This window comes from Zhaonella formicivorans (assembly GCF_004353525.1).
Taxonomy (GTDB): Bacteria; Bacillota; DUOV01; order DUOV01; family Zhaonellaceae; genus Zhaonella; species Zhaonella formicivorans.
In genome coordinates this window covers 2,251,012-2,269,716 of sequence record NZ_CP085524.1, presented here as the reverse complement: position 1 = coordinate 2,269,716, position 18,705 = coordinate 2,251,012, and the positions used below count along the sequence as shown (strand labels likewise).

The window sequence follows — 18,705 nt, the reverse complement described above, 5'->3', positions numbered from 1 at the left end:
GGTGGTGAGATGGCGTTCTTTTGACATATTACAAAAAGTAATAGTACAAGCTGACGATACCCTTTGGGATAGTTTGCCTAAAATGGAAGAAGCCGGGCTACAGGTGCTGTTAGTGGTTGACCGCAGGAATCAGCTTGTCGGTATTGTTACTGACGGCGATGTGCGACGAGCTTTATTAAATGGTTTAGATTTAAAAACACAGCTGAAGAAAGTTATGCATCTCCATCCTAAAACATTAACAGTTAATAGTCATATTAGTAAAGCTAAAGAAGTAATGCAAAAATATAATATCAGACATGTTCCCTTAATTGATGCTGAGGGAAGGGTAGCGGATTTGATTATCTGGTCAGATTGTTTTGCGACTGTCCGTGAAGAAAGATTAGAAAAAGTTGTAATCATGGCAGGTGGTAAAGGTACCCGTTTAGACCCTTTTACTAAAATACTACCCAAACCAATGATACCTATAGGTGATAAACCTATTATCGAAATTATAATGGATAAGTTTTATCAACAGGGATTTTCTGAGTTTATTTTATCTTTGGGCTATAAAGCAGAAATTGTCAAGATGTATTTTTCTGAATCTAACGGACGACCTTATAAAGTGGATTTTGTTTGTGAAGAGAAACCCTTAGGTACTGCTGGAGCATTAAAATTGTTAGTAGACAAGATAAAAGATACATTTATAGTTGCAAACTGCGATGTTATCTTAGAAATTAACTTTGCTGATTTGCTCAGACATCATCATGAACACAATAATCAGCTTACCATTGTAGGATCAGTTAAAGATTTCACTATTCCATATGGCGTATTGAAAACCGAGGGACAAAACCTTTTAGCAATAGATGAAAAACCAAATTATCATTTTTTGGTCAATACAGGGCTATATGTAATTGAACCACAAATTCTTAAATTAATAATTGATGGTGAATTAATACATATGACGGATTTGTTGCAAAGAGTTAAGGAGCATGGTGGAAAAGTTGGTGTATACCCTCATCATGGAAATTGGTTCGATATAGGGCAATGGGAAGATTATCGTAATACATTAAGGTATTTCAGTGCTGCAGAGTAGGTGGCAAAATGTTTAACAAGTACTCGATATTAGGAATTATACCAGCGCGAGCCGGATCAAAAGGTTTACCAGGGAAAAATATTAAACCTTTATTAGGAAAACCCCTAATAAACTATACAATTGAAGAAGCCAAAAAGAGCGTGGTTTTGGACAGGCTAATTGTTTCTACTGATTCAACAGAAATAGCCTTGGTAGCAAAAAATGCTGATGCTGAAGTACCTTTTATTCGACCATCTGAACTAGCAACGGATGGAGCAAAAAGTATGGATGTAGTGCAACATGCAATGCGCTGGATAGAGAGATATGACCAAAAATATGATTTGGTTATGGTGTTACAACCTACTAGCCCGTTAAGAAAAGCAATAGATATTTTAAATGCTTTAAATGTTTTAATTAAAAAAAACGCAAATGCGGTGGTTTCTGTATGCGAAACAGAACATCATCCCTGGTGGTGTAACACTCTACCAGAAAACGGGAGCATGGAACATTTTATTCGCCACGACATAATCAATACCAACAGACAAGAATTACCAATTTTTTTTCGTTTAAACGGAGCAATATATTTAGCTAAATGGGATTTTCTAAAAACACAAGGATCTTGGTTTGGACAAAGTACATTTGCATATAAGATGCCCAGAGAACGTTCAATCGATATAGATACGGAACTAGATTTCCATATATGTGAAATAATTATGCGTAAAGAATTTCAGTAGGCTTGTAAAGAGGTAATAAGAAATTGTTAAAAAAAATAATACAACAAAATAAGCTTCTCAGTGATTTAGTTTCAATAGGTTTCGTTACTGTTTTTGCGCAAATGCTTTCTTTTGTATCTGATATCTGGGTTAGGAAGCTTTTAGGCCCAGAACAATATGGTATCTGGCTTACGTTATCACTAGCTTTTATTTACGGCCAACTTTCGCATTTGGGTGTTTTGAATGCAATTAATAGAGAAATACCTTTTTTCATTGGCAAAAACGATTTGGAGAATGTAAAACGACTTAAAAGCATCGCTTTTGGATCTTTGTTTGGGTTTCCTTTATTATTGTCATTGCTATTAGGTATCGGGTCGACTCTATTTAGCTTCATTTACAAATGGAATAACTTAATGGTTTATAGTATCGTGGCGACTTCAATTATCTTATTTATCCAGACGATTTGTAATTATGGAGAAGTTATTTATAAATCCGAAGAAGATTTTTCAGGGCTCTCTAAGCTTCTATTAATAAAAATTGTAATTAAGGCTGTGCTAACTATTTTATTTGTTAAGTTTATGGGATTTCCTGGGCTTTTTTGGGGTTTAGCAATATCATTGTTGGTTGAACTCTATTTAGCAAGAAAAAAATTTAAGCACCTTAGGATTACTTTCAATTTTAAAAAAACATATGAATTATCTAAAATAGGTTTCCCAATTCTTTTAGTAGGAACAGCATGGACTCTAATTACAAGTTTAGATAGGGTAATAATATCTTTTTTATTATCTCCGCTACAACTTGGATATTATAGCATTGCTCTTATTACTTATTCTACTTTGATGATGATAACCCAGGTGGTTAATCAAGTGATTTACCCAAAGTTCCCCTACCTATATGGTAAAACAAATAATAAACAAAAATTAAAAGAATTAGTCGAGAAACTTAATATGTTATTTGCTCCAGTTATTTCCATTGTTGTGGGTCTAATCTATATCTTTTTACCATTGCTAGTAAAAATAATTTTGCCAGAATATCTTCCAGGAATAATAGCAGCACAAATCTTAGTACTTGGAGTCTATCCTATAACCTTGGTTGGAATGGCAGGACATTTGTTTAATACATTATCGAAACAAGGTATAATTTTAAAGGCACTAGGCTTAACAGCAATTTTGAATATTATACTTAGCATATTAATGATCAAGCTTAATTATGGGATAGAGGGAGTGGCTGTAGGCACATCGATAGCTTATTTATTATATATGTTAGTAATTAATTATAAAGCGCTAATTATTTTGAATACTAGTAGGGTTAAAAGTTTTATATTTTCGTGGAGTTTGCTTTTTCCACTATTATTGGTAATGATTCCAATAATTCTTCTGGAAAATTTAATGGTTAAATATATATTAAAAACAATTTTACAAATAAGTTACGTAATAATATCAGGCGGAATATTGTTTTGGATTAGTTTGACTAAGTACAAAAAAACAAAAACAAGTGGGATAGAGGTTGGTGAAGGGGCCTGAGAGTAACAATTTTAGTAAACACACCATTTCATTTATATATTGCATATTTGATAACGCGAATTGCTAAATCGATTAGGCGAGAAGATCTAATTATTGATTTAGTATTAATCGAAGAGACAATGTTACCATATTTGAATCTTTTAAAAAAAGAGAAAGAATGGTTTGCCATTCATTATTTAAATGGACTTAAAAGAGTTAATAAGAGCGCACTAAATTTAATACAAAACATTATATCTATTAAAGCTGCAAGGATTTTTGCTAATCATTATTTTGATAAATTTGTACCCGATATATTAATAACTTTTATTGACCACCATCCAATAAACGCTTCTCTAATAGAAACTTATCGAAGAAAGCTCAAAAATAATAAGATAATATTAGTTGAAGAAGGTATTTCAACATATATTAATGTTACTAGTAAATATGATAATAATAAAATCTTTCATAAAGTGAAAGGCAAGTTAAAAAAAATACTTGGATATGGTAATCCAGAAGGAAAACATGTTGGGCAGGTTTGTAATCCAGATGTTTGTATTGTATCTGATGTTTCTTTAGTTAGACCAGGATATGGTGAAAGAGCACTGTTTATAGAATGGCCAAAAGGGCCATTTCCGCAAAATTTAACGAAAGAATATTGTAATATTATAGGATTGAAAAACGCATTTAACTTAGATTACAAAGTTAGTGGTATATTACTTGGACAACCATTAAGTGAAGACAAATTAATCACATGGGAAAAAGAAAAGAAGATAATTCAGATGATAGGTGAAATTACAAAAGAAAGTAAGCAGCCAATTATGGTAAAACCACATCCTCGTGAAAGTAAAACTAAATTAAATATATATATGGATAATGGTTTAATTTGTAATTGGGAATTAACCTATGTTCCTATAGAAACTATATTTAGCTTTTATAGACCTGATTATGTAATTTCGTATTTTTCTAGTGCTGCTATAAATTACTTATTTCGGTTTAATGGTAATGTTATATGGTTAGAAAAGCTCCTTTTTGGTAAACAAGAAGAGGCAAATTCATTATTAAATAATTGTATAGGAAATAAAGTGTGGGCTCCGGAAGATGGAACAGAATTAAGAGCAGCAATAATGCAGTTAACTAACTATAAATATAATAATGGTATTGAAAAAATTGAGCACAAAGAAAACGATTTATCATCGTGGAAAAAGACAATTGATGAAGCATTTTTTTACTAGAATTATATGGAGAGGTACGTATGCCAAAAGTCAGCGTTATAATGGGTGTTTACAACAGCAAAGATACAGTAAAAAAGGCAATTCAATCGATTTTGAACCAATCATATAGGGATTGGGAATTTATAATTTGCGATGATGGCTCAAACGATGGTACTTGGGAAATCTTACAAAATATAGCCAAAAATCATTCTAAGATTATATTATTAAGAAATAAAAAGAATATAGGGCTTGGAGCTTCATTAAATCGGTGTATTATGGTGGCCTCAGGGGAGTATTTAGCTAGGCAAGATGCTGATGATGTTTCAATAGAAAATCGTCTTGAAGAAGAAGTAAATTTTTTAAATATCCATAAAGAAGTATCTGTTATAGGGACATATGCTAATTTAGTAAACCAAAATGGTAATGTGTGGGGAGAAATAAAACCACCAGAGATCCCCACTAAAAACGACTGGGTAAAAGCATCATCTGTAATCCATGCAACGGTGTTAATGCGAAAACAAGATATAGTAGATGTTGGAATGTATAATGAAGAAGCTTTTAGGGTAGAGGATTATGAGCTATGGATGAGATTGGTCAGCAAAGGCTATGTAATTAAAACATTACCCAAGATTTTGTACAAAATACGTTGGGATATCAGTGACTATTCCAGAAGAGCTTTCAAATATCGATTAATAGAAGCCAAAGTTCGATTAAATGGTTATAGAAAAATGGGAGTATGTGTAAAAGATTATATTTATGTATTCAAGCCAATTATACTAGGATTGATACCTAAAAACTTAATGTTTTTACATCATCAAAGGCGGTTCAAGAAAAATGGCATGTAAACTAAAATCTGATACTATAGCTGTAATCATCTTATTTTTCGGTATATCGATTTCAGGCTTAGGAAATGGAATTGTAGCACCAACTAATATTTTATTGATAATCTTATTTATTCTAACTCTGATAAGGTCATTATTTAAGCAATCATGCAGAATAAATATTATTTGGTTATGTTTAGCAAGTTTATACTTAGGTTTACTTATTTTATCTAGTTTGCTTAATAATTGTTTTGGCAATGTTAACTTTTTATCAATAGTTAGGGGAATTCTGATTGCAACGTAAGCGTCAAAAAGAACACACCTATCCCTTAAGCCTTTAATCCAGTATTATTATCCTTAGATGACATCCTAACATTTTCAGGCAATGTTTCTGACCAGGGCAGCAGGCTGTCTACTATTTCCGGATCTGTAAGGTCAAGGTTTGGCATTTTTTCAAACAGGTGTATCAGATAGTTATAAGGTTTCAGTTTGTTCTCTTTGGCGGTCTCAACTATGCTGTAGATTATCGCACTGCTTTTGGCTCCCCTAGGGGTATTGGAAAACAGAAAATTTTTTCGACCAATCACAAAGGGTTTTATCGAGCGCTCCGCCCGGTTGTTGTCTATTTCTAATCTACCGTCTAATAAATAATGATTGAGTTCTTCCCATTGGTTAAGGCAATAGTTTATCGCCTGCCCAAATGCGCTTTTGGGCAGCGTTTGTTGTCTTTGTTTTTTAAGCCATATGTAGAATTCTTCCAATATTGGCTTGGATATTTCCAGCCGTTTTTGATATCGTTCTTCGGCAGTGGCTTCTTTTAACTGCCTTTCTACGGCAAAGAGCCGGTTACAGTATTCAAGCCCCACTTTGGCGGCTACTGGTTTGTCTTTCTGCTCTGGCGGCAGGGCTTTTAATGCTTCGGTGAATTTCCTTCTGGCATGGGCCCAGCAGCCGACTATGGTGACTCCGTTTAATTTGCCGTATCCGCTGTAGCCGTCTGTCTGCAGATACCCTTTAAATCCCTGGAGAAATTTGTCTGCATGTTTGCTGGCCCTGGTGGTTTGATAATCATAAAGGACTATGGGCGGTTCTTCTTTTCCTGTCCGGTAGAGCCACATGTATGATTTGCTTTCTGCTGTTCGCCCCGGTTCTTTTAGTACCTGCAGGGTTGTTTCATCAGCGTGCAGGATTTCTCTGGTTAAGAGTTTTTCATGCAGGCGGTCATATATGATTTTTAGCCAGGGATTAGCAGCAGCCAAGATCCAGTTGGCCATGGTTTGCCTGGATAATTCTATTCCCAGACGGGATAGCTGTTGTTCCTGGCGGTAGAGCGGCAGGCTGTTGGTATATTTCTGATCCATTATGTAGGCCAGTATGGATGGAGAGGCTAAGGTTCCCGGCAGCAGGGGTTTTGGCATTTCAGCTTTTATGATCGGGGTTTTGATGTTTTCTTTTTCACACTGCCGGCAGGCATAGATGTACTGGACATGTTTTACTACTGATACCTGGGCAGGGATAACTTTAAGCTCATGCCTGACCTGAGTGCTCATTTCATGCAGTTTGCCACCACAGCAAGGACAGACTTTTTCTTCTTCGCTAATCCTGTATTCGATGATTTCTTCCGGCAGTTCGGAGAGCTGTTCTGCTTTTTGTCCAGGCTGTTTTTTCTTCCGCTTGTAGGTGATGGTTTCTATGGTTTCTTCTTTGGCTTGGGGACTCGCTGTATCTTCCGCTTCGTTAAACAGGCTGATTTGTTCAGCCGGGGTCTTTTCGCTGGCGCTTCCATACTGTTTTTGGCGACTTAGGCGGAATTGTTCTTCATACCATTTTAGTTTAGCATTAAGTTCCGCAATCTGCTGTTCTAAAGCCTGGATGGTTATGGTCAATTCTTCAATTGTAAGTGCGGAATTGTTTTGTGTACTCATGCCTTAATTATAGCATGTTTTTATGAATTTTTAACCATTTATTTGCTATTTTCTTCGTTTTTCGCTAATTATCTTTATATTATATTATGGTGCGCTCTTTTACTTCCTGATGGCCCCGGGTTTCTTTCAGTGATAAGCCATCTAACAGCCAGCGCAGCTGCCGGTAGCTGATGCTTAATATATCGGTGTTTTTTTCTGGCCAGTCAAACTTACCTTTCTCCAGGCGCCGGTAGTAGAGCCAGAAACCGTTATGGTCCCACTGCAGGATCTTTAGTTTGTCCCGGTTGCGGTTGCAAAAGACAAATAAGCAGGGGCTGAAGGGATCCAGGTTAAAGCTTCTTTGACCAGTACTGCCAGGCTGTCTATGGATTTTCTAAGATCTGTGCTGCCGCAGGCCAGATATACTTCCTGGTTTGTAATTTCATTAATCATGGCTAGGTAAGCACCTCGATGATTTCACGCAGCAGCTTTGGGTCAAATCCCGGGGTTATTTCTATTTTTATTTGCCCAAGGGTAATGGTTATGCCACTTGTTTTGGCCGGGTTTTTAGGTACGGCTATCCATTTTATTTGGGGCTGGTCTTGCTTTTTTTCTGGCCGTAGTTTGCGGCGCCAGTAGAAAAACTGGTTGGTTCTGATATTGTTGTGTTTGCACCAGCTGGCAATGGTTTGGCCACTTTGCTCATGTTCCCTGAGCCGTTGTTCCCAGATTTCAGCTAGGTTTTTGTCCATCCCTGAACACCTCCATTTTTGTGTTCAGGTCTATTTTCTCAACTTTTGTTCTGTATTAATAGGTGTGGATTATTTGACGCTTACATTGCAACATGCATTTTAATTTTAAAACCTAAGCAGATTGAAAAAAGTTTTGTCATTTTTGGGGTTGTTAATGCTCTTTTTGGAATTTTACAAGAAATTGTTTACTTGATATCTAACAAAATCCTTATTGGTTCTCAAGGTGGTCAAGATGTATGGTATTTATTTGGTGTTAGATTATTAAGAGTTGAGGGATTAGTTGGGGATTCAAATGTTTTTGCATTATATTTGATTATTCCACTAATACTGATTTTTTATGATTATTTACTGAAACCTAATTTAAGAACGCTGACTTTAGTAATAGTAATGTTTACATCGCTTGTTCTAACTTTTTCACGAGGTGGATTGTTAGGAGCAATTATAGGAATAATTTTAGTCTGTTTATATAGACGTTCTATAAGAGCAATGATATGGTTTGTAATTCTTACAGCTTGTTCAGCCGCTGTATTTATTGTACGAATTGGGAGTCGTTCTGATACAACTCGAATGTTCTTGTTATCCTACGCAATTAATATTTGGAAAGATAATCCCTTTTGGGGTGTTGGCCCTGGAAAATTTGGTTCGTTGTGGGGGAATACAACGGCCCATAATTTAATTCTTGAATCATTAAGTGAAACAGGTATATTTGCTACATTGCTTATAATATTTATGTTAGCTATCGGATTTATCATGTTACATAAAAAAAAGAAGCTAGCTATGTCAATGGCACTTAAAGGCTTTTATATTTCTTCATTATTCTTAAGTGTTTTAACAAATACACTTTTCTGGACGGCTATGGGAATAATGTTTGTTTCAGCTCCTTTACCTAAATTGTTGTTGAAAGACGATAAAATAAAATTATGAAATGGCCAACAAGGTATAATCGGATATACGTTCGTTTGGAGGAAAAATGGGAATCAACACAAAAGAAAAGGTCTTGTTTATTGCTACAGTATATACTCATTTAGCGGCTTTTCATAAACCTTTTATACAAATGCTTCAAAAAGAAGGTTATGAAGTGCATGCAGCGGCTTCATCTGCTGAAGGAAGATTAGAGGAGATACAGGAAATTGGCGTAATATGCTGGGAAATTCCTTTTGCCCGTTCCCCTTACAGCCTTGGTAATGTTCAGGCTTATCGCCGTTTGAGGACTTTACTTAAGGAGCATTACTTTGACCTTATTCACATTCACACGCCAGTAGCTGCATTTTTGGGTAGGTATCTCGCTAAAGCTACAAATCAGGGTCCGGTTCTTTACTCGGCACACGGCTTCCATTTTTACCAGGGTGCTCCGCTACGAAACTGGCTTATCTATTATACTGCAGAGCGATTAGCGGCTCACTGGACAGATGGGTTAATTGTGATGAATGAAGAAGATTTTAATGCAGGTAAAAAATTAAAATTTATACCTGATAAAAATTTATTTTATGTACATGGGGTTGGTGTTGATTTAAACCTGTATAGTAATAATAAGCCAAAAACCAGCTTGAGACAAGAATTACAACTTTTACAAGACAAAGTAGTAATTACCTGTATTGCTGAATTAATTCCGAGAAAAAATCATATTTTTCTTCTAGAAGCATGGAAAATTCTCGCTAATAAATATGATAATATTAACTTAATTCTAGTAGGAGATGGAAAATTAAAATCAAATTTAGAATCAAAAGTTAAAACAGAAAAAATACCTCGCATATACTTTTTAGGATTTAGAAATGATGTTCCTTTGATAATACAAGATTCAGATATTATTACACTTCTATCAAAACACGAGGGTCTACCAAGATGTATTATGGAAGCAATGGCATGCGGTAAGCCAGTGGTTGCTACAGATGTTCGCGGCTCAAGGGATCTAGTTAGACATAATAAGACAGGGTTACTAGTATCTTTAAATAACATCAGTGAATTGATTGAGGCTTTTGAAAAACTCATCAGTAACAAATCATTACGGGAGCAAATGGGGCAAGCAGGCAGGGAAGCAATTGAAGCATATTCTTTGGATAATGTGTTAAAGGAAATGGAGAAAATTTATCGCCAATATTTGTGAGTATGGAGTCAGTGTGTTCGGGGGAGATCCGGGGATGAATATACCAAGTAGGGGAAAAACAATAAAATTAGCCATTATTTTAATAGATATTATTTTGATTAACTTAAGCTTTTATCTGGCGTTTTTAATTAAATTTGATGGGCAAATACCAACTGCAAATTTACAGCCGTATTTGTTTCTTTTACCCGCAATAGGGTTGTTATGTTTTTTTTGTTACTGGCTGCTGGGTCTCTACACCAACACTGGGAAAAAGCTGTTAGACATTGTTTATTTAATATTTCTGGCAAATGTGATTATATCTATGGGTACAGCTGCTATGGCTTTCTTTAGCAGGGGTTTTGCATTCCCCAGGAGTATTTTGCTTGGCGGGATACTGTCGGGCACTCTGTTAGTCGGAACTTGGAGAGTATTACTTTATCTTTTTTTCAGTTCATTTACTAAACCTAAAAAAATCATTATTATTGGCAAGGCAAAAGAACTTGATTTGGTTGCCTTAAAGTTTTTTACTGTACCCGGTGAAAAGTATGAGATAAAAGGTATCTTTCAGGCGGGTGAACTGTCTCATGCTGTACAAGCCCTGCAAAACGCGGATGCTATATGTTTTGCCGGGAATTTGGATGAAAGGCTTAAAGCAGAAATTATCTCAATCTGTTTAGAGCAAAATAAAAGTGTTTATCTGATCCCGGAGTTGTATGAAATACTCTTACATAAAGCTGATTTTCAAAAGGTTGATGATGTGCCTGTCTTTAGACTGGAAAGCTTGCATCTTTCCTTTGTCCAGGCTTTTGTAAAAAGAACATTTGACCTTATTTTTTCAGTTATCGGCCTAACTTTCTGCGCTATTCTATTTCCTTTTATTGCTCTTGCCATTTATCTGGATTCTCCCGGCCCGATCTTTTATTACCAGGAAAGAGTGGGACAAAACGGCAAGCCTTTTAAAGTGATCAAATTCCGCACTATGATCCCCGATGCGGAAAAAATGACAGGGCCTGTACTGGCAACAGAAAACGACCCCCGGATAACCAAGGTAGGCAGGTTTTTAAGGGCCACGCGGTTGGATGAACTGCCCCAGTTAATTAATGTTTTCAGGGGAGAGATGAGTTTTGTAGGCCCCCGGCCGGAAAGACAATACTTTGTTGAACAGTTTAATGAGCTTTACCCCCATTACCAGTATAGGTTGAGGGTTAAGCCGGGGATAACAGGCTTGGCACAGGTATTAGGTAAATACGATACTGACGTTGCTGACAAACTCCGCTATGATTTACTTTACATCAGAAATTACTCTTTTTTACTTGATCTTCAGTTAATATTCCAGACGATAAGAGTAGTACTAACACCCGAGCAGGCAAGGGGTTGTTCAGAACTTAAGCCAGAGTTATTAAGAAAAATTAAAGCATTAAAAAGAAGGAGCAAACGTGAGGCAGCTCCTACTAAGGAAACAGTTTAAAGGAGTGTTAAGATGACGGTTTTAGTCATTGGAGGTGCTGGTTATATTGGCAGCCATACCGTTAGGCAATTGGAGAAGGCCGGGTTTGATGTCCTTATTGTACTGGACAACCTTGTCAAAGGGCACAGGGAAGCAGTTGGAAATGCCCAATTTGTTTTAGCGGACATTAACGATAAATCAGCACTGGAAGAAGTTTTTGCAACTCATAAAATAGATGCGGTAATGCATTTTGCTGCCTATAGCCTGGTGGGAGAATCTGTTGTTAAACCCGATATTTATTATAGGAATAACGTGGGCGGGACTTTGAACCTGTTAGAAGCTATGGTCCGATATGAGGTACCATATTTGGTTTTTTCCTCCACTGCGGCGGTATATGGAGAGCCTCAGGAAGTCCCGATTCCAGAAGAGCATCCCACTATACCAACTAACCCCTATGGGGCTACAAAGCTGGCAGTAGAGGGGATGCTGAAGTGGTTTGGGGAGGCCTACTGCCTTAAATATGCCTCATTACGGTATTTTAATGCTGCAGGGGCGGATATAGCCGGCGACATCGGAGAAGACCATAATCCGGAAAGTCACCTGATTCCGTTAGTCCTTAAAGCTGCTTTGGGTAATGTGCCGGAGATAAAAGTATTTGGCAATGATTACCCCACTCCTGACGGTACTTGTATTCGGGACTATATTCACGTTACAGATTTGGCCGATGCCCACGTAAAAGCCTTGGAGTACCTGACTGGTGGTGGCAAATCTGAGGTGTTTAACCTGGGTAACGGGCAGGGATTTTCTGTGTTGGAAGTTTTGCGAACCGCTGAAGAAGTGGTAGGGAATACCATACCATATAGTATTGCACCCAGGCGTGCCGGGGACCCGGCAGTTTTGGTGGCTTCGGCGGATAAGGCGAAGCGGGTGCTGGGCTGGCAGCCCCAATACGGGGAGCTGAAAACTATCATTTCCACAGCCTGGAGTTGGCATAAAAAACACCCCAAAGGTTTTGGGGATAAATAGTTAGGAGTGTCTAAATGAGGGTCCTGGTTACAGGCGGGGCCGGTTTTATCGGCTCGTACATAGTTAGACAGTGCATCGAAAAAGGTTTTTATACCGTAATTTTGGACAACCTTTCCACTGGAAAAGAGGAGAATATTCACCAGGGAGCGATTTTCTATAAAGAAGATGTGCGTTCTGAACGGCTGAAAGATATCCTGCTGCAGGAAAAAGTTGAAATGGTCATCCACCAGGCAGCCCAGATTGATGTGCAGACTTCCATTAAAAATCCACAGTATGATGCTTCGGTGAATATTTTAGGGACTATTAACTTGCTGGAGGCCTGCAGGGAGGCTGGAGTCAGAAAGGTGGTTTATGCCTCTTCGGCAGCGGTATATGGTAACCCGGATTATTTGCCGGTGGATGAGGGACACCCGTTAAAACCCCAGTCGGGATATGGCATCAGCAAACAGGTACCTGAAAAATATCTCAGGCTGTATCGAGAACTGCATGGCCTGGATTTTACTGTTTTACGCTATGCCAACGTCTATGGCCCCAGGCAGGATGCTTCCGGTGAAGGCGGAGTGGTTGCCATATTCATTGACAAACTGTTAAAAGGGGAAACCCCGACAATTTACGGCGACGGTGAGCAGACCAGGGATTTTATTTTTGTGGAAGATGTGGCCAGGGCTAATTTAGCGGCTTTAGAGAGAGGCAGCGGCCAGGTAGTCAATATCAGCACCGGCGTTGCGGTATCCGTTAATCAATTATTTCAGATGATTAAAGATTGTGTAGGCACTGAAACAGTCCCCCGCTACGCGCCTGAACGTCCCGGAGATATTAAAGAAAGTTTCCTTGCTCCCTTAAAAGCAGAGGAAGTATTGGGTTGGAAAGCGGGCATTGCTTTGCAGGAAGGGATTAGAGCAACGGTGGGTTATTATAGGCAAAACTAAGCAATAACAGTCTCTGCAAACGCTTTGTGGAGGCTTTTTTTGTTGCCGGCAAAAAATTAGCAATGAAAATGTCGGAGTTTTTGTGTACAATAACAGGGTAAATATCTATGAAAGGACTAACCCTGTGAAAAGACTGTGGAATATCTCCGCCTATTTGTTTTTCGGCGTGATTACAACTGTAATCAATATTGTGTCATATAAACTGTTTCTGAACATGGGGATGGACTACCGCCTCAGCGCTTTTTGGGCCTTTATCCTGGCCGTTGCCTTTGCCTTTTTTACCAACCGCAAATATGTATTTGCGGGCCAAGGAGTCATCTGGCACGAGGCCCTGGCCTTTTTGGCGGTGAGAGGTTTCACCTTTTTGGTGAACCTGGCTGGCCTTATCCTCCTGGTGCAATTTTTTGGCCTGGACAAGTTCTGGAGCCAGGTGATTGTCAACGGGGTTATAATTGTACTGAACTACGTGTTAAGCAAGTATTTTGTTTTTAATCTGAAAAACGTGGAGAGATTTTTTAGCAACATGTAAAGCGGGAAATTGTTATTTTTTTAAGAGAGCGGTGTGAATGTGGCTGAAAAGGGACTGTTTTTGTCAGTAATTATACCGGCATATAATGAGGAAAAAAGGCTGCCCGGTACTTTGGAAAGGATCCATCAGTACCTGCAGAAAAAGGGTTTTGCCTATGAAATTATCGTTGTGGACGACGGGAGCAGGGATAAGACTGTCTGGGTGGCTGAAGAATTTAAGAAGAAAGACTCCAACCTCAGGATTGTTAAAAACCCCAGGAACATGGGCAAGGGGTTTACGGTACGCAACGGCATGTTAAACGGCAGGGGGAGGTACCTGCTCTTTACCGACAGCGACTTGTCGACCCCTATTGAGGAGTTTGACCGTTTTCTGCCCCGGTTTGAGCAAGGCTATGACATTGTCATCGGCTCCCGGGCGTTGCGGGATTCGGTGATCAAGGTAAGCCAGCCCTGGTACCGGGTCTTCATGGGCAAGACTTTTAACCTGATTGTGCGGACCATGTTCTGGACCAGGATCAAGGACACCCAGTGCGGCTTCAAGTGCTTTACCAGGGAAGCGGCCCGGGCGGTATTTCCCAGGCAGACGGTGTGGGGCTTTGGCTTTGATGTGGAAGTGCTCTTTATTGCCCGGAAGCTGGGGTATAAAATATGCGAGTTTCCGGTGGAGTGGAGCGACTCGCCGGACACTAAAGTCAATGCAATTAAGGATTCGGCCAAGATGTTCTGGGAGCTGTTAAAGATAAGGTTGAACTTGCTAAGGATGAGGTAGGCTGCATTAGTTTTGAGTTATGAGTTTTGAGTGTTGAGTTTTAGGGATTTTGAATTATGACTTTTGAATTGAGCTTAAATAGGCCAGGCAGGGGGCAATTTTTTTCGCCCTTGATTATTATTAGAATTAATATTTATTGATATTTAATGCTTTATTATTATCACTATTTGAGTATAATAATATTAAAGGGGGTGGATAAATGAAACCGTTTAAACCAAGAGAATTGCCTTTGGCGGATGTGATCAGGCAAGAGGAGTTTATTAAAGAGTTAATTGCCGCCAATAAATATTTGGCCTCCTATGAATCAGCCATTAAATACTCGAAAATAAATCCCGACTTCTTTATTAAACCTTTAATGAGAAATGAAGCCACCTTATCCTCTAAAATTGAAGGTTCCAGGGTAACTTTGGATGAAGCATTGGAACACGATGAGGAAGACATGGTCGAACACAATGAAACTCAGGAAGTGCTTAATTATCACAAGGCGTTGATTGCCGGCGAAAGGCTTTTGGAAAAATTGCCTTTATCTTCCAGGTTATTAAAAAGACTGCATGAGATTTTGTTAGGCAACAATGTGCGTGGTGCAGGCAGGGCTCCGGGTGAATTCAGAAGGGTGCAAAATTTTATTGGGCCTCCTGGTTCTACGCTTGAGAATGCTTCTTTTGTCCCCCCCTCTCCCGAGCTAGTGGACGGCTATATGAGCAACCTGGATAACTATATCAATCTCTACGATGATTTTGACGAACTGGTTAAAATAGCCATTATTCATGCCCAATTTGAAACTATTCACCCCTTTTTGGATGGCAATGGCAGGATAGGCAGGATCCTTATACCCCTGTATCTGTACTATAAAAAAGTAACTGTTAAACCGTATTTTTTCTTGAGTGAGACTTTGGAGAAGGATAAATTTAAATATTATTCTCTGTTAAACAGCGTCAGGTTTGATGACAACTGGAACGGCTGGATAAAATTTTTCCTGGAAGCGGTTATTAAGCAGGCAAGGCTCAATATCGAGCGGGTTGAAAAAATCAACGAGCTTTATGAAAGACACCTTAATTTGGTCAGAAGTCTGACAAAATCCCATAATGCGGCCATAATTCTGGATATGATGTTTTACTCTCCGATTTTCACTGTCAAGTCCATGAGCAAATTGACCCATCTGGATTACCAGGCGTGTAACAGGATAATTAAAAGTTTTGAAGAGCATAACATAATTTACTCCAATGGGTTGAAGAGAAACACCAAGTACTATTATTATGACCTTTTGGACTTGATCCGGTGAGGAAATGTTCCATTTTCCGGGATTTACTTTATCTTTGAAGGCCAGCCCCGGTACATCCTCTCCCTGCTGCCGCTCTTTTCCATGATGGCCACTTGGGCGGCGGGGAGTCTTGATGCTTTTTTATTATTTTTTAAAAAGTGGTTTTGCTGCGCAACTTATTTTCTCTTGCACTAACTAGCAAATAGTTTAAGCTTTTTCAATTTCTTCCTTTATTTCTAGTAGCAACTTATTTACTTCAGTTGATAGTTCCAATACTTCTTCGCAAGTAAATTGTTTAAAGTCATCATAATCTGCATGTGATCTTTCGGAAAAAGCTTTTGAGATTATTTTAGACGATTCTTTGCTCATAATACCGGTTTTTACAAATTCTTTGTTAAAAAGAGCTATTATTCCGCTATGCTTAGGGGAATCTAGTTTTTTTGTAGCCAATAATGCTCTAATACCGTGAAATGCAGCATAGTAAAACCGATTTACTGCACCATTATACAAACCAATTTCAAGTAAATGCTGTCCTTCTTTATATGTATTTTGAGCCTTTTCTAATCTCCACTTACTTAGACTCATAAAATATAACCCTCTTCCTGGGTTGCTTTATAAAAATAAGTCTCTCTATATTCTGGTTTTTGGTAAATATCGGTGGTAACAATTATGGGAGAGACGACAACATCATATTCTAAATTAATATTAGCAGTAACATCAAAAATTTGATCTTTAAGTGTACGAGTTACGTTATTGACCAAAATCAATACGTCTATATCGGAGTTTATTCCGGAAGTACCTCTTGCTTTAGAGCCAAATAATATCATCCTTCGAACATTATTTCCTAACGTTTTTTTAATCCGGTCGGAAAATGCGTGAAGAGCTAAAAGATCTGAATATGTAAGGTCTTTGTTATCATTTATGTACTTCATGGGTTAATCACCACCTTAACTAAATTATATCATACTCAAAAGATAAACCAAACATCTTCCCCCTGGAGCTTTTTGCTTTGTACTCTTTTTTTCTCTATAGGTCATAACATTGGAATACTTCTCATTCTAAATTTTTAAGTTTTAAACTTGGATCACAGATATTTTGACAGTTCAACCTTTAAAAAAGCATAAAAGTCCTGTTATCCACAATTTAGGCCTGTGAATATCTTTTCTAAAATTTATTATTCACTTATGATAGTGGCTAAACTGCAGCTACCAAGCTTCTCATTTTATCTGCCTGCTTTTCTTTCACTCGTCCTAGCGCCATAGCTAACATAACACATAATGCTAATCCACATCGCATTTTCATCTTGGCCATGCCCCGGATCGTATGCAGTTCAAAGCCAAATGATACGTCAATACGGCTGTTTACTCGCTCAACGCTGGTGCGCTTATCGTATTCTTTTTCCCACTTTTGGCTTGCTCGATCGATCGGCGTAAAGATTCTCCGATCTTCTGAAAGGGGTATACGTATCCCTTGTGCTACTGGGCATTGTTCCCGGCCTTTACATTCTATTCCGTAATGTTCGGCACAGCATAGCTTCTTTAGTGTATTACGGTCTTTTTCAAATCCCCCACTGGGCATCTCCCGCCGGGTATTTGTCTTCGGGCAATAGCAGTATACATTACCTTTGTAGTTATAGACTACGTTTTCCTTTCCGCTCAGCAACCGTGTTTCTTCTCCGTCTTTCCACATATTACGGATATCAATGACCGGTTTGATTTGATACTTATCCCAGCACTTTTCAATAAGCTTTGTGTCATCATAACCCTTGTCTGCTGCTAGGGTCTCTGCTGTTTTCAATATCTCTGGTTGCCTCCGCTCTATTTGTTCAAGCATGGCATGACCTTCTTTAATATCCGAAGCCGAGGCTTTGGTAACTTTAAAGGCTACTGGTAGTTCATAAGTTGCATCTACGACTAAATGTAACTTGTAGCCAAACCATTTGATGATCTTTTCCCATAGTCTGCCATCTTCGGTTACACCCTTGTATTCTTTTTTGCCATAATCGGCATCAGTATCTCGCCTGCCATCAGGTGTTTGATTCTTATTCTGCTGCTTAGCGTAAGACGAGATCGCTTTACTGTCGATGGCTAGACGCTTGCCGAATTCAGGCAAAATCTCTTGCAACTGCTCAACGAGGCGATCTAAAATGTTATCGAGCTCTTCAGTATATTCGACTATGCTTTTTAAAAAACGTGTATAAACCCAAGCCGGAGGTACTGCCGTACCTTTAAATCCACACATATCACGGAGTTGCCCGTTCCGGCCCAGTTCACGCCGTAATTTTTCTACGCTATCATGTTGAAATACTATTCCTGCAAGCACTGAATTCCACATCGCCCGCACTGGGTAATCATCCCGACCCTTTCCTCGCTTTGCTTCCAATAGCCGCATCAATTCTTCATCTGGCATGTACTCTAGTACGAGCCGCAATCGTTCTAAGTCACCCAGTCCTTCAATTTCGTTCCAGCTAAATAGCTTGAGTTGTGGTATAATAGCCATGCAGGCAACCTCCTTTTTGGGTTAATGATTTGATCACTTACATTTTACCACTTAGGGGATTTGCCTGCCTTATTTTATTGCTTAGCTAAGTCTTAGGACATGAGGCTATAATTAGCCTTTATGGCATGTATCTTGGGAGAAAATATATTTTTGTGTTTCTCTCATTCCTTGTCCCATCTGACTCCTGGAACATCGCAATTAGCTCCCCT

Annotated in this window: 18 protein-coding genes and 1 pseudogene; 13 read left to right on the top strand and 6 right to left on the bottom strand. The window is 38.4% G+C overall.

What is annotated here, in order from left to right; translation table 11 throughout:
• Position 1 precedes the first annotated feature (1 nt).
• The 5 genes from EYS13_RS11050 (at position 2) to EYS13_RS11030 (ending at position 5,322) form a co-directional block, all read left to right on the top strand.
• Positions 2-1,072: a nucleotidyltransferase family protein gene (locus EYS13_RS11050; RefSeq protein ID WP_227762468.1), complete on the top strand. Its 1,071-nt coding sequence runs from the start codon at positions 2-4 to the stop codon at positions 1,070-1,072.
• Positions 1,073-1,080: 8 nt separating this feature from the next.
• The gene (locus EYS13_RS11045; protein ID WP_227762467.1) at positions 1,081-1,785 is read left to right on the top strand and encodes an acylneuraminate cytidylyltransferase family protein; all 705 of its coding nucleotides are present in this window, start codon (positions 1,081-1,083) and stop codon (positions 1,783-1,785) included.
• 23 nt (positions 1,786-1,808) lie between these two features.
• Positions 1,809-3,287 (top strand): oligosaccharide flippase family protein, encoded by a 1,479-nt coding sequence (locus EYS13_RS11040; RefSeq protein ID WP_227762466.1) that lies wholly within the window; start codon positions 1,809-1,811, stop codon positions 3,285-3,287.
• Positions 3,288-3,406: 119 nt separating this feature from the next.
• Positions 3,407-4,498, top strand: coding sequence for a glycosyltransferase family 52 (locus EYS13_RS11035; RefSeq protein ID WP_227762465.1), 1,092 nt, complete (start codon positions 3,407-3,409; stop codon positions 4,496-4,498).
• Between the two features lie 20 nt (positions 4,499-4,518).
• Positions 4,519-5,322, top strand: coding sequence for a glycosyltransferase family 2 protein (locus EYS13_RS11030; RefSeq protein WP_227762463.1), 804 nt, complete (start codon positions 4,519-4,521; stop codon positions 5,320-5,322).
• A gap of 305 nt (positions 5,323-5,627) precedes the next feature.
• Here the strand turns inward: EYS13_RS11030 and tnpC are convergent, their stop codons facing one another.
• The 3 genes and pseudogenes from tnpC to tnpA form a co-directional block, all read right to left on the bottom strand.
• Positions 5,628-7,223 (bottom strand): IS66 family transposase, encoded by a 1,596-nt coding sequence (gene tnpC / locus EYS13_RS11025; RefSeq protein WP_227761718.1) that lies wholly within the window; start codon positions 7,221-7,223, stop codon positions 5,628-5,630.
• A 79-nt stretch (positions 7,224-7,302) separates the two neighbouring features.
• A pseudogene (tnpB, locus tag EYS13_RS16565) lies at positions 7,303-7,655 on the bottom strand (IS66 family insertion sequence element accessory protein TnpB).
• Positions 7,656-7,657: 2 nt separating this feature from the next.
• Complete coding sequence (gene tnpA / locus EYS13_RS11015) at positions 7,658-7,954, bottom strand: IS66 family insertion sequence element accessory protein TnpA (RefSeq protein WP_227761716.1); 297 nt, start codon at positions 7,952-7,954, stop codon at positions 7,658-7,660.
• An 18-nt stretch (positions 7,955-7,972) separates the two neighbouring features.
• On the opposite strand from tnpA, the gene EYS13_RS11010 reads away from it, so the two are divergent.
• The 8 genes from EYS13_RS11010 (at position 7,973) to EYS13_RS10975 (ending at position 16,018) form a co-directional block, all read left to right on the top strand.
• Positions 7,973-8,878, top strand: coding sequence for an O-antigen ligase family protein (locus EYS13_RS11010; protein WP_227762462.1), 906 nt, complete (start codon positions 7,973-7,975; stop codon positions 8,876-8,878).
• Between the two features lie 46 nt (positions 8,879-8,924).
• On the top strand, positions 8,925-10,058 hold the full coding sequence (locus EYS13_RS11005; RefSeq protein WP_227762460.1) for a glycosyltransferase family 4 protein: 1,134 nt from the start codon (positions 8,925-8,927) through the stop codon (positions 10,056-10,058).
• Positions 10,059-10,092: 34 nt separating this feature from the next.
• Complete coding sequence (locus EYS13_RS11000; RefSeq protein ID WP_227762458.1) at positions 10,093-11,505, top strand: sugar transferase; 1,413 nt, start codon at positions 10,093-10,095, stop codon at positions 11,503-11,505.
• Between the two features lie 12 nt (positions 11,506-11,517).
• Complete coding sequence (gene galE / locus EYS13_RS10995) at positions 11,518-12,510, top strand: UDP-glucose 4-epimerase GalE (protein ID WP_227762457.1); 993 nt, start codon at positions 11,518-11,520, stop codon at positions 12,508-12,510.
• A 14-nt stretch (positions 12,511-12,524) separates the two neighbouring features.
• Complete coding sequence (locus EYS13_RS10990; RefSeq protein WP_227762455.1) at positions 12,525-13,439, top strand: NAD-dependent epimerase/dehydratase family protein; 915 nt, start codon at positions 12,525-12,527, stop codon at positions 13,437-13,439.
• An 82-nt stretch (positions 13,440-13,521) separates the two neighbouring features.
• The gene (locus EYS13_RS10985) at positions 13,522-13,968 is read left to right on the top strand and encodes a GtrA family protein (protein WP_227762453.1); all 447 of its coding nucleotides are present in this window, start codon (positions 13,522-13,524) and stop codon (positions 13,966-13,968) included.
• 39 nt (positions 13,969-14,007) lie between these two features.
• Positions 14,008-14,736 carry a dolichyl-phosphate beta-glucosyltransferase gene (locus EYS13_RS10980; protein ID WP_227762450.1) on the top strand — a complete coding sequence of 243 codons (729 nt, stop codon included), beginning with the start codon at positions 14,008-14,010 and terminating at the stop codon, positions 14,734-14,736.
• A 199-nt stretch (positions 14,737-14,935) separates the two neighbouring features.
• Complete coding sequence (locus EYS13_RS10975; RefSeq protein WP_227762447.1) at positions 14,936-16,018, top strand: Fic family protein; 1,083 nt, start codon at positions 14,936-14,938, stop codon at positions 16,016-16,018.
• Positions 16,019-16,204: 186 nt separating this feature from the next.
• Here EYS13_RS10975 and EYS13_RS10970 read toward each other — a convergent pair whose 3' ends face one another.
• The 3 genes from EYS13_RS10970 to EYS13_RS10960 form a co-directional block, all read right to left on the bottom strand.
• Positions 16,205-16,582 carry a HEPN domain-containing protein gene (locus tag EYS13_RS10970; protein WP_227762446.1) on the bottom strand — a complete coding sequence of 126 codons (378 nt, stop codon included), beginning with the start codon at positions 16,580-16,582 and terminating at the stop codon, positions 16,205-16,207.
• Positions 16,579-16,929 (bottom strand): nucleotidyltransferase domain-containing protein, encoded by a 351-nt coding sequence (locus EYS13_RS10965; RefSeq protein ID WP_227762445.1) that lies wholly within the window; start codon positions 16,927-16,929, stop codon positions 16,579-16,581. The genes EYS13_RS10970 and EYS13_RS10965 overlap by 4 nt, the downstream gene beginning before the upstream one ends.
• Positions 16,930-17,191: 262 nt before the next feature.
• A complete protein-coding gene (locus EYS13_RS10960) occupies positions 17,192-18,496 on the bottom strand; it encodes a transposase (RefSeq protein ID WP_227762444.1) in 1,305 nt (434 codons plus the stop codon).
• Between the last annotated feature and the right edge of the window lie 209 nt (positions 18,497-18,705).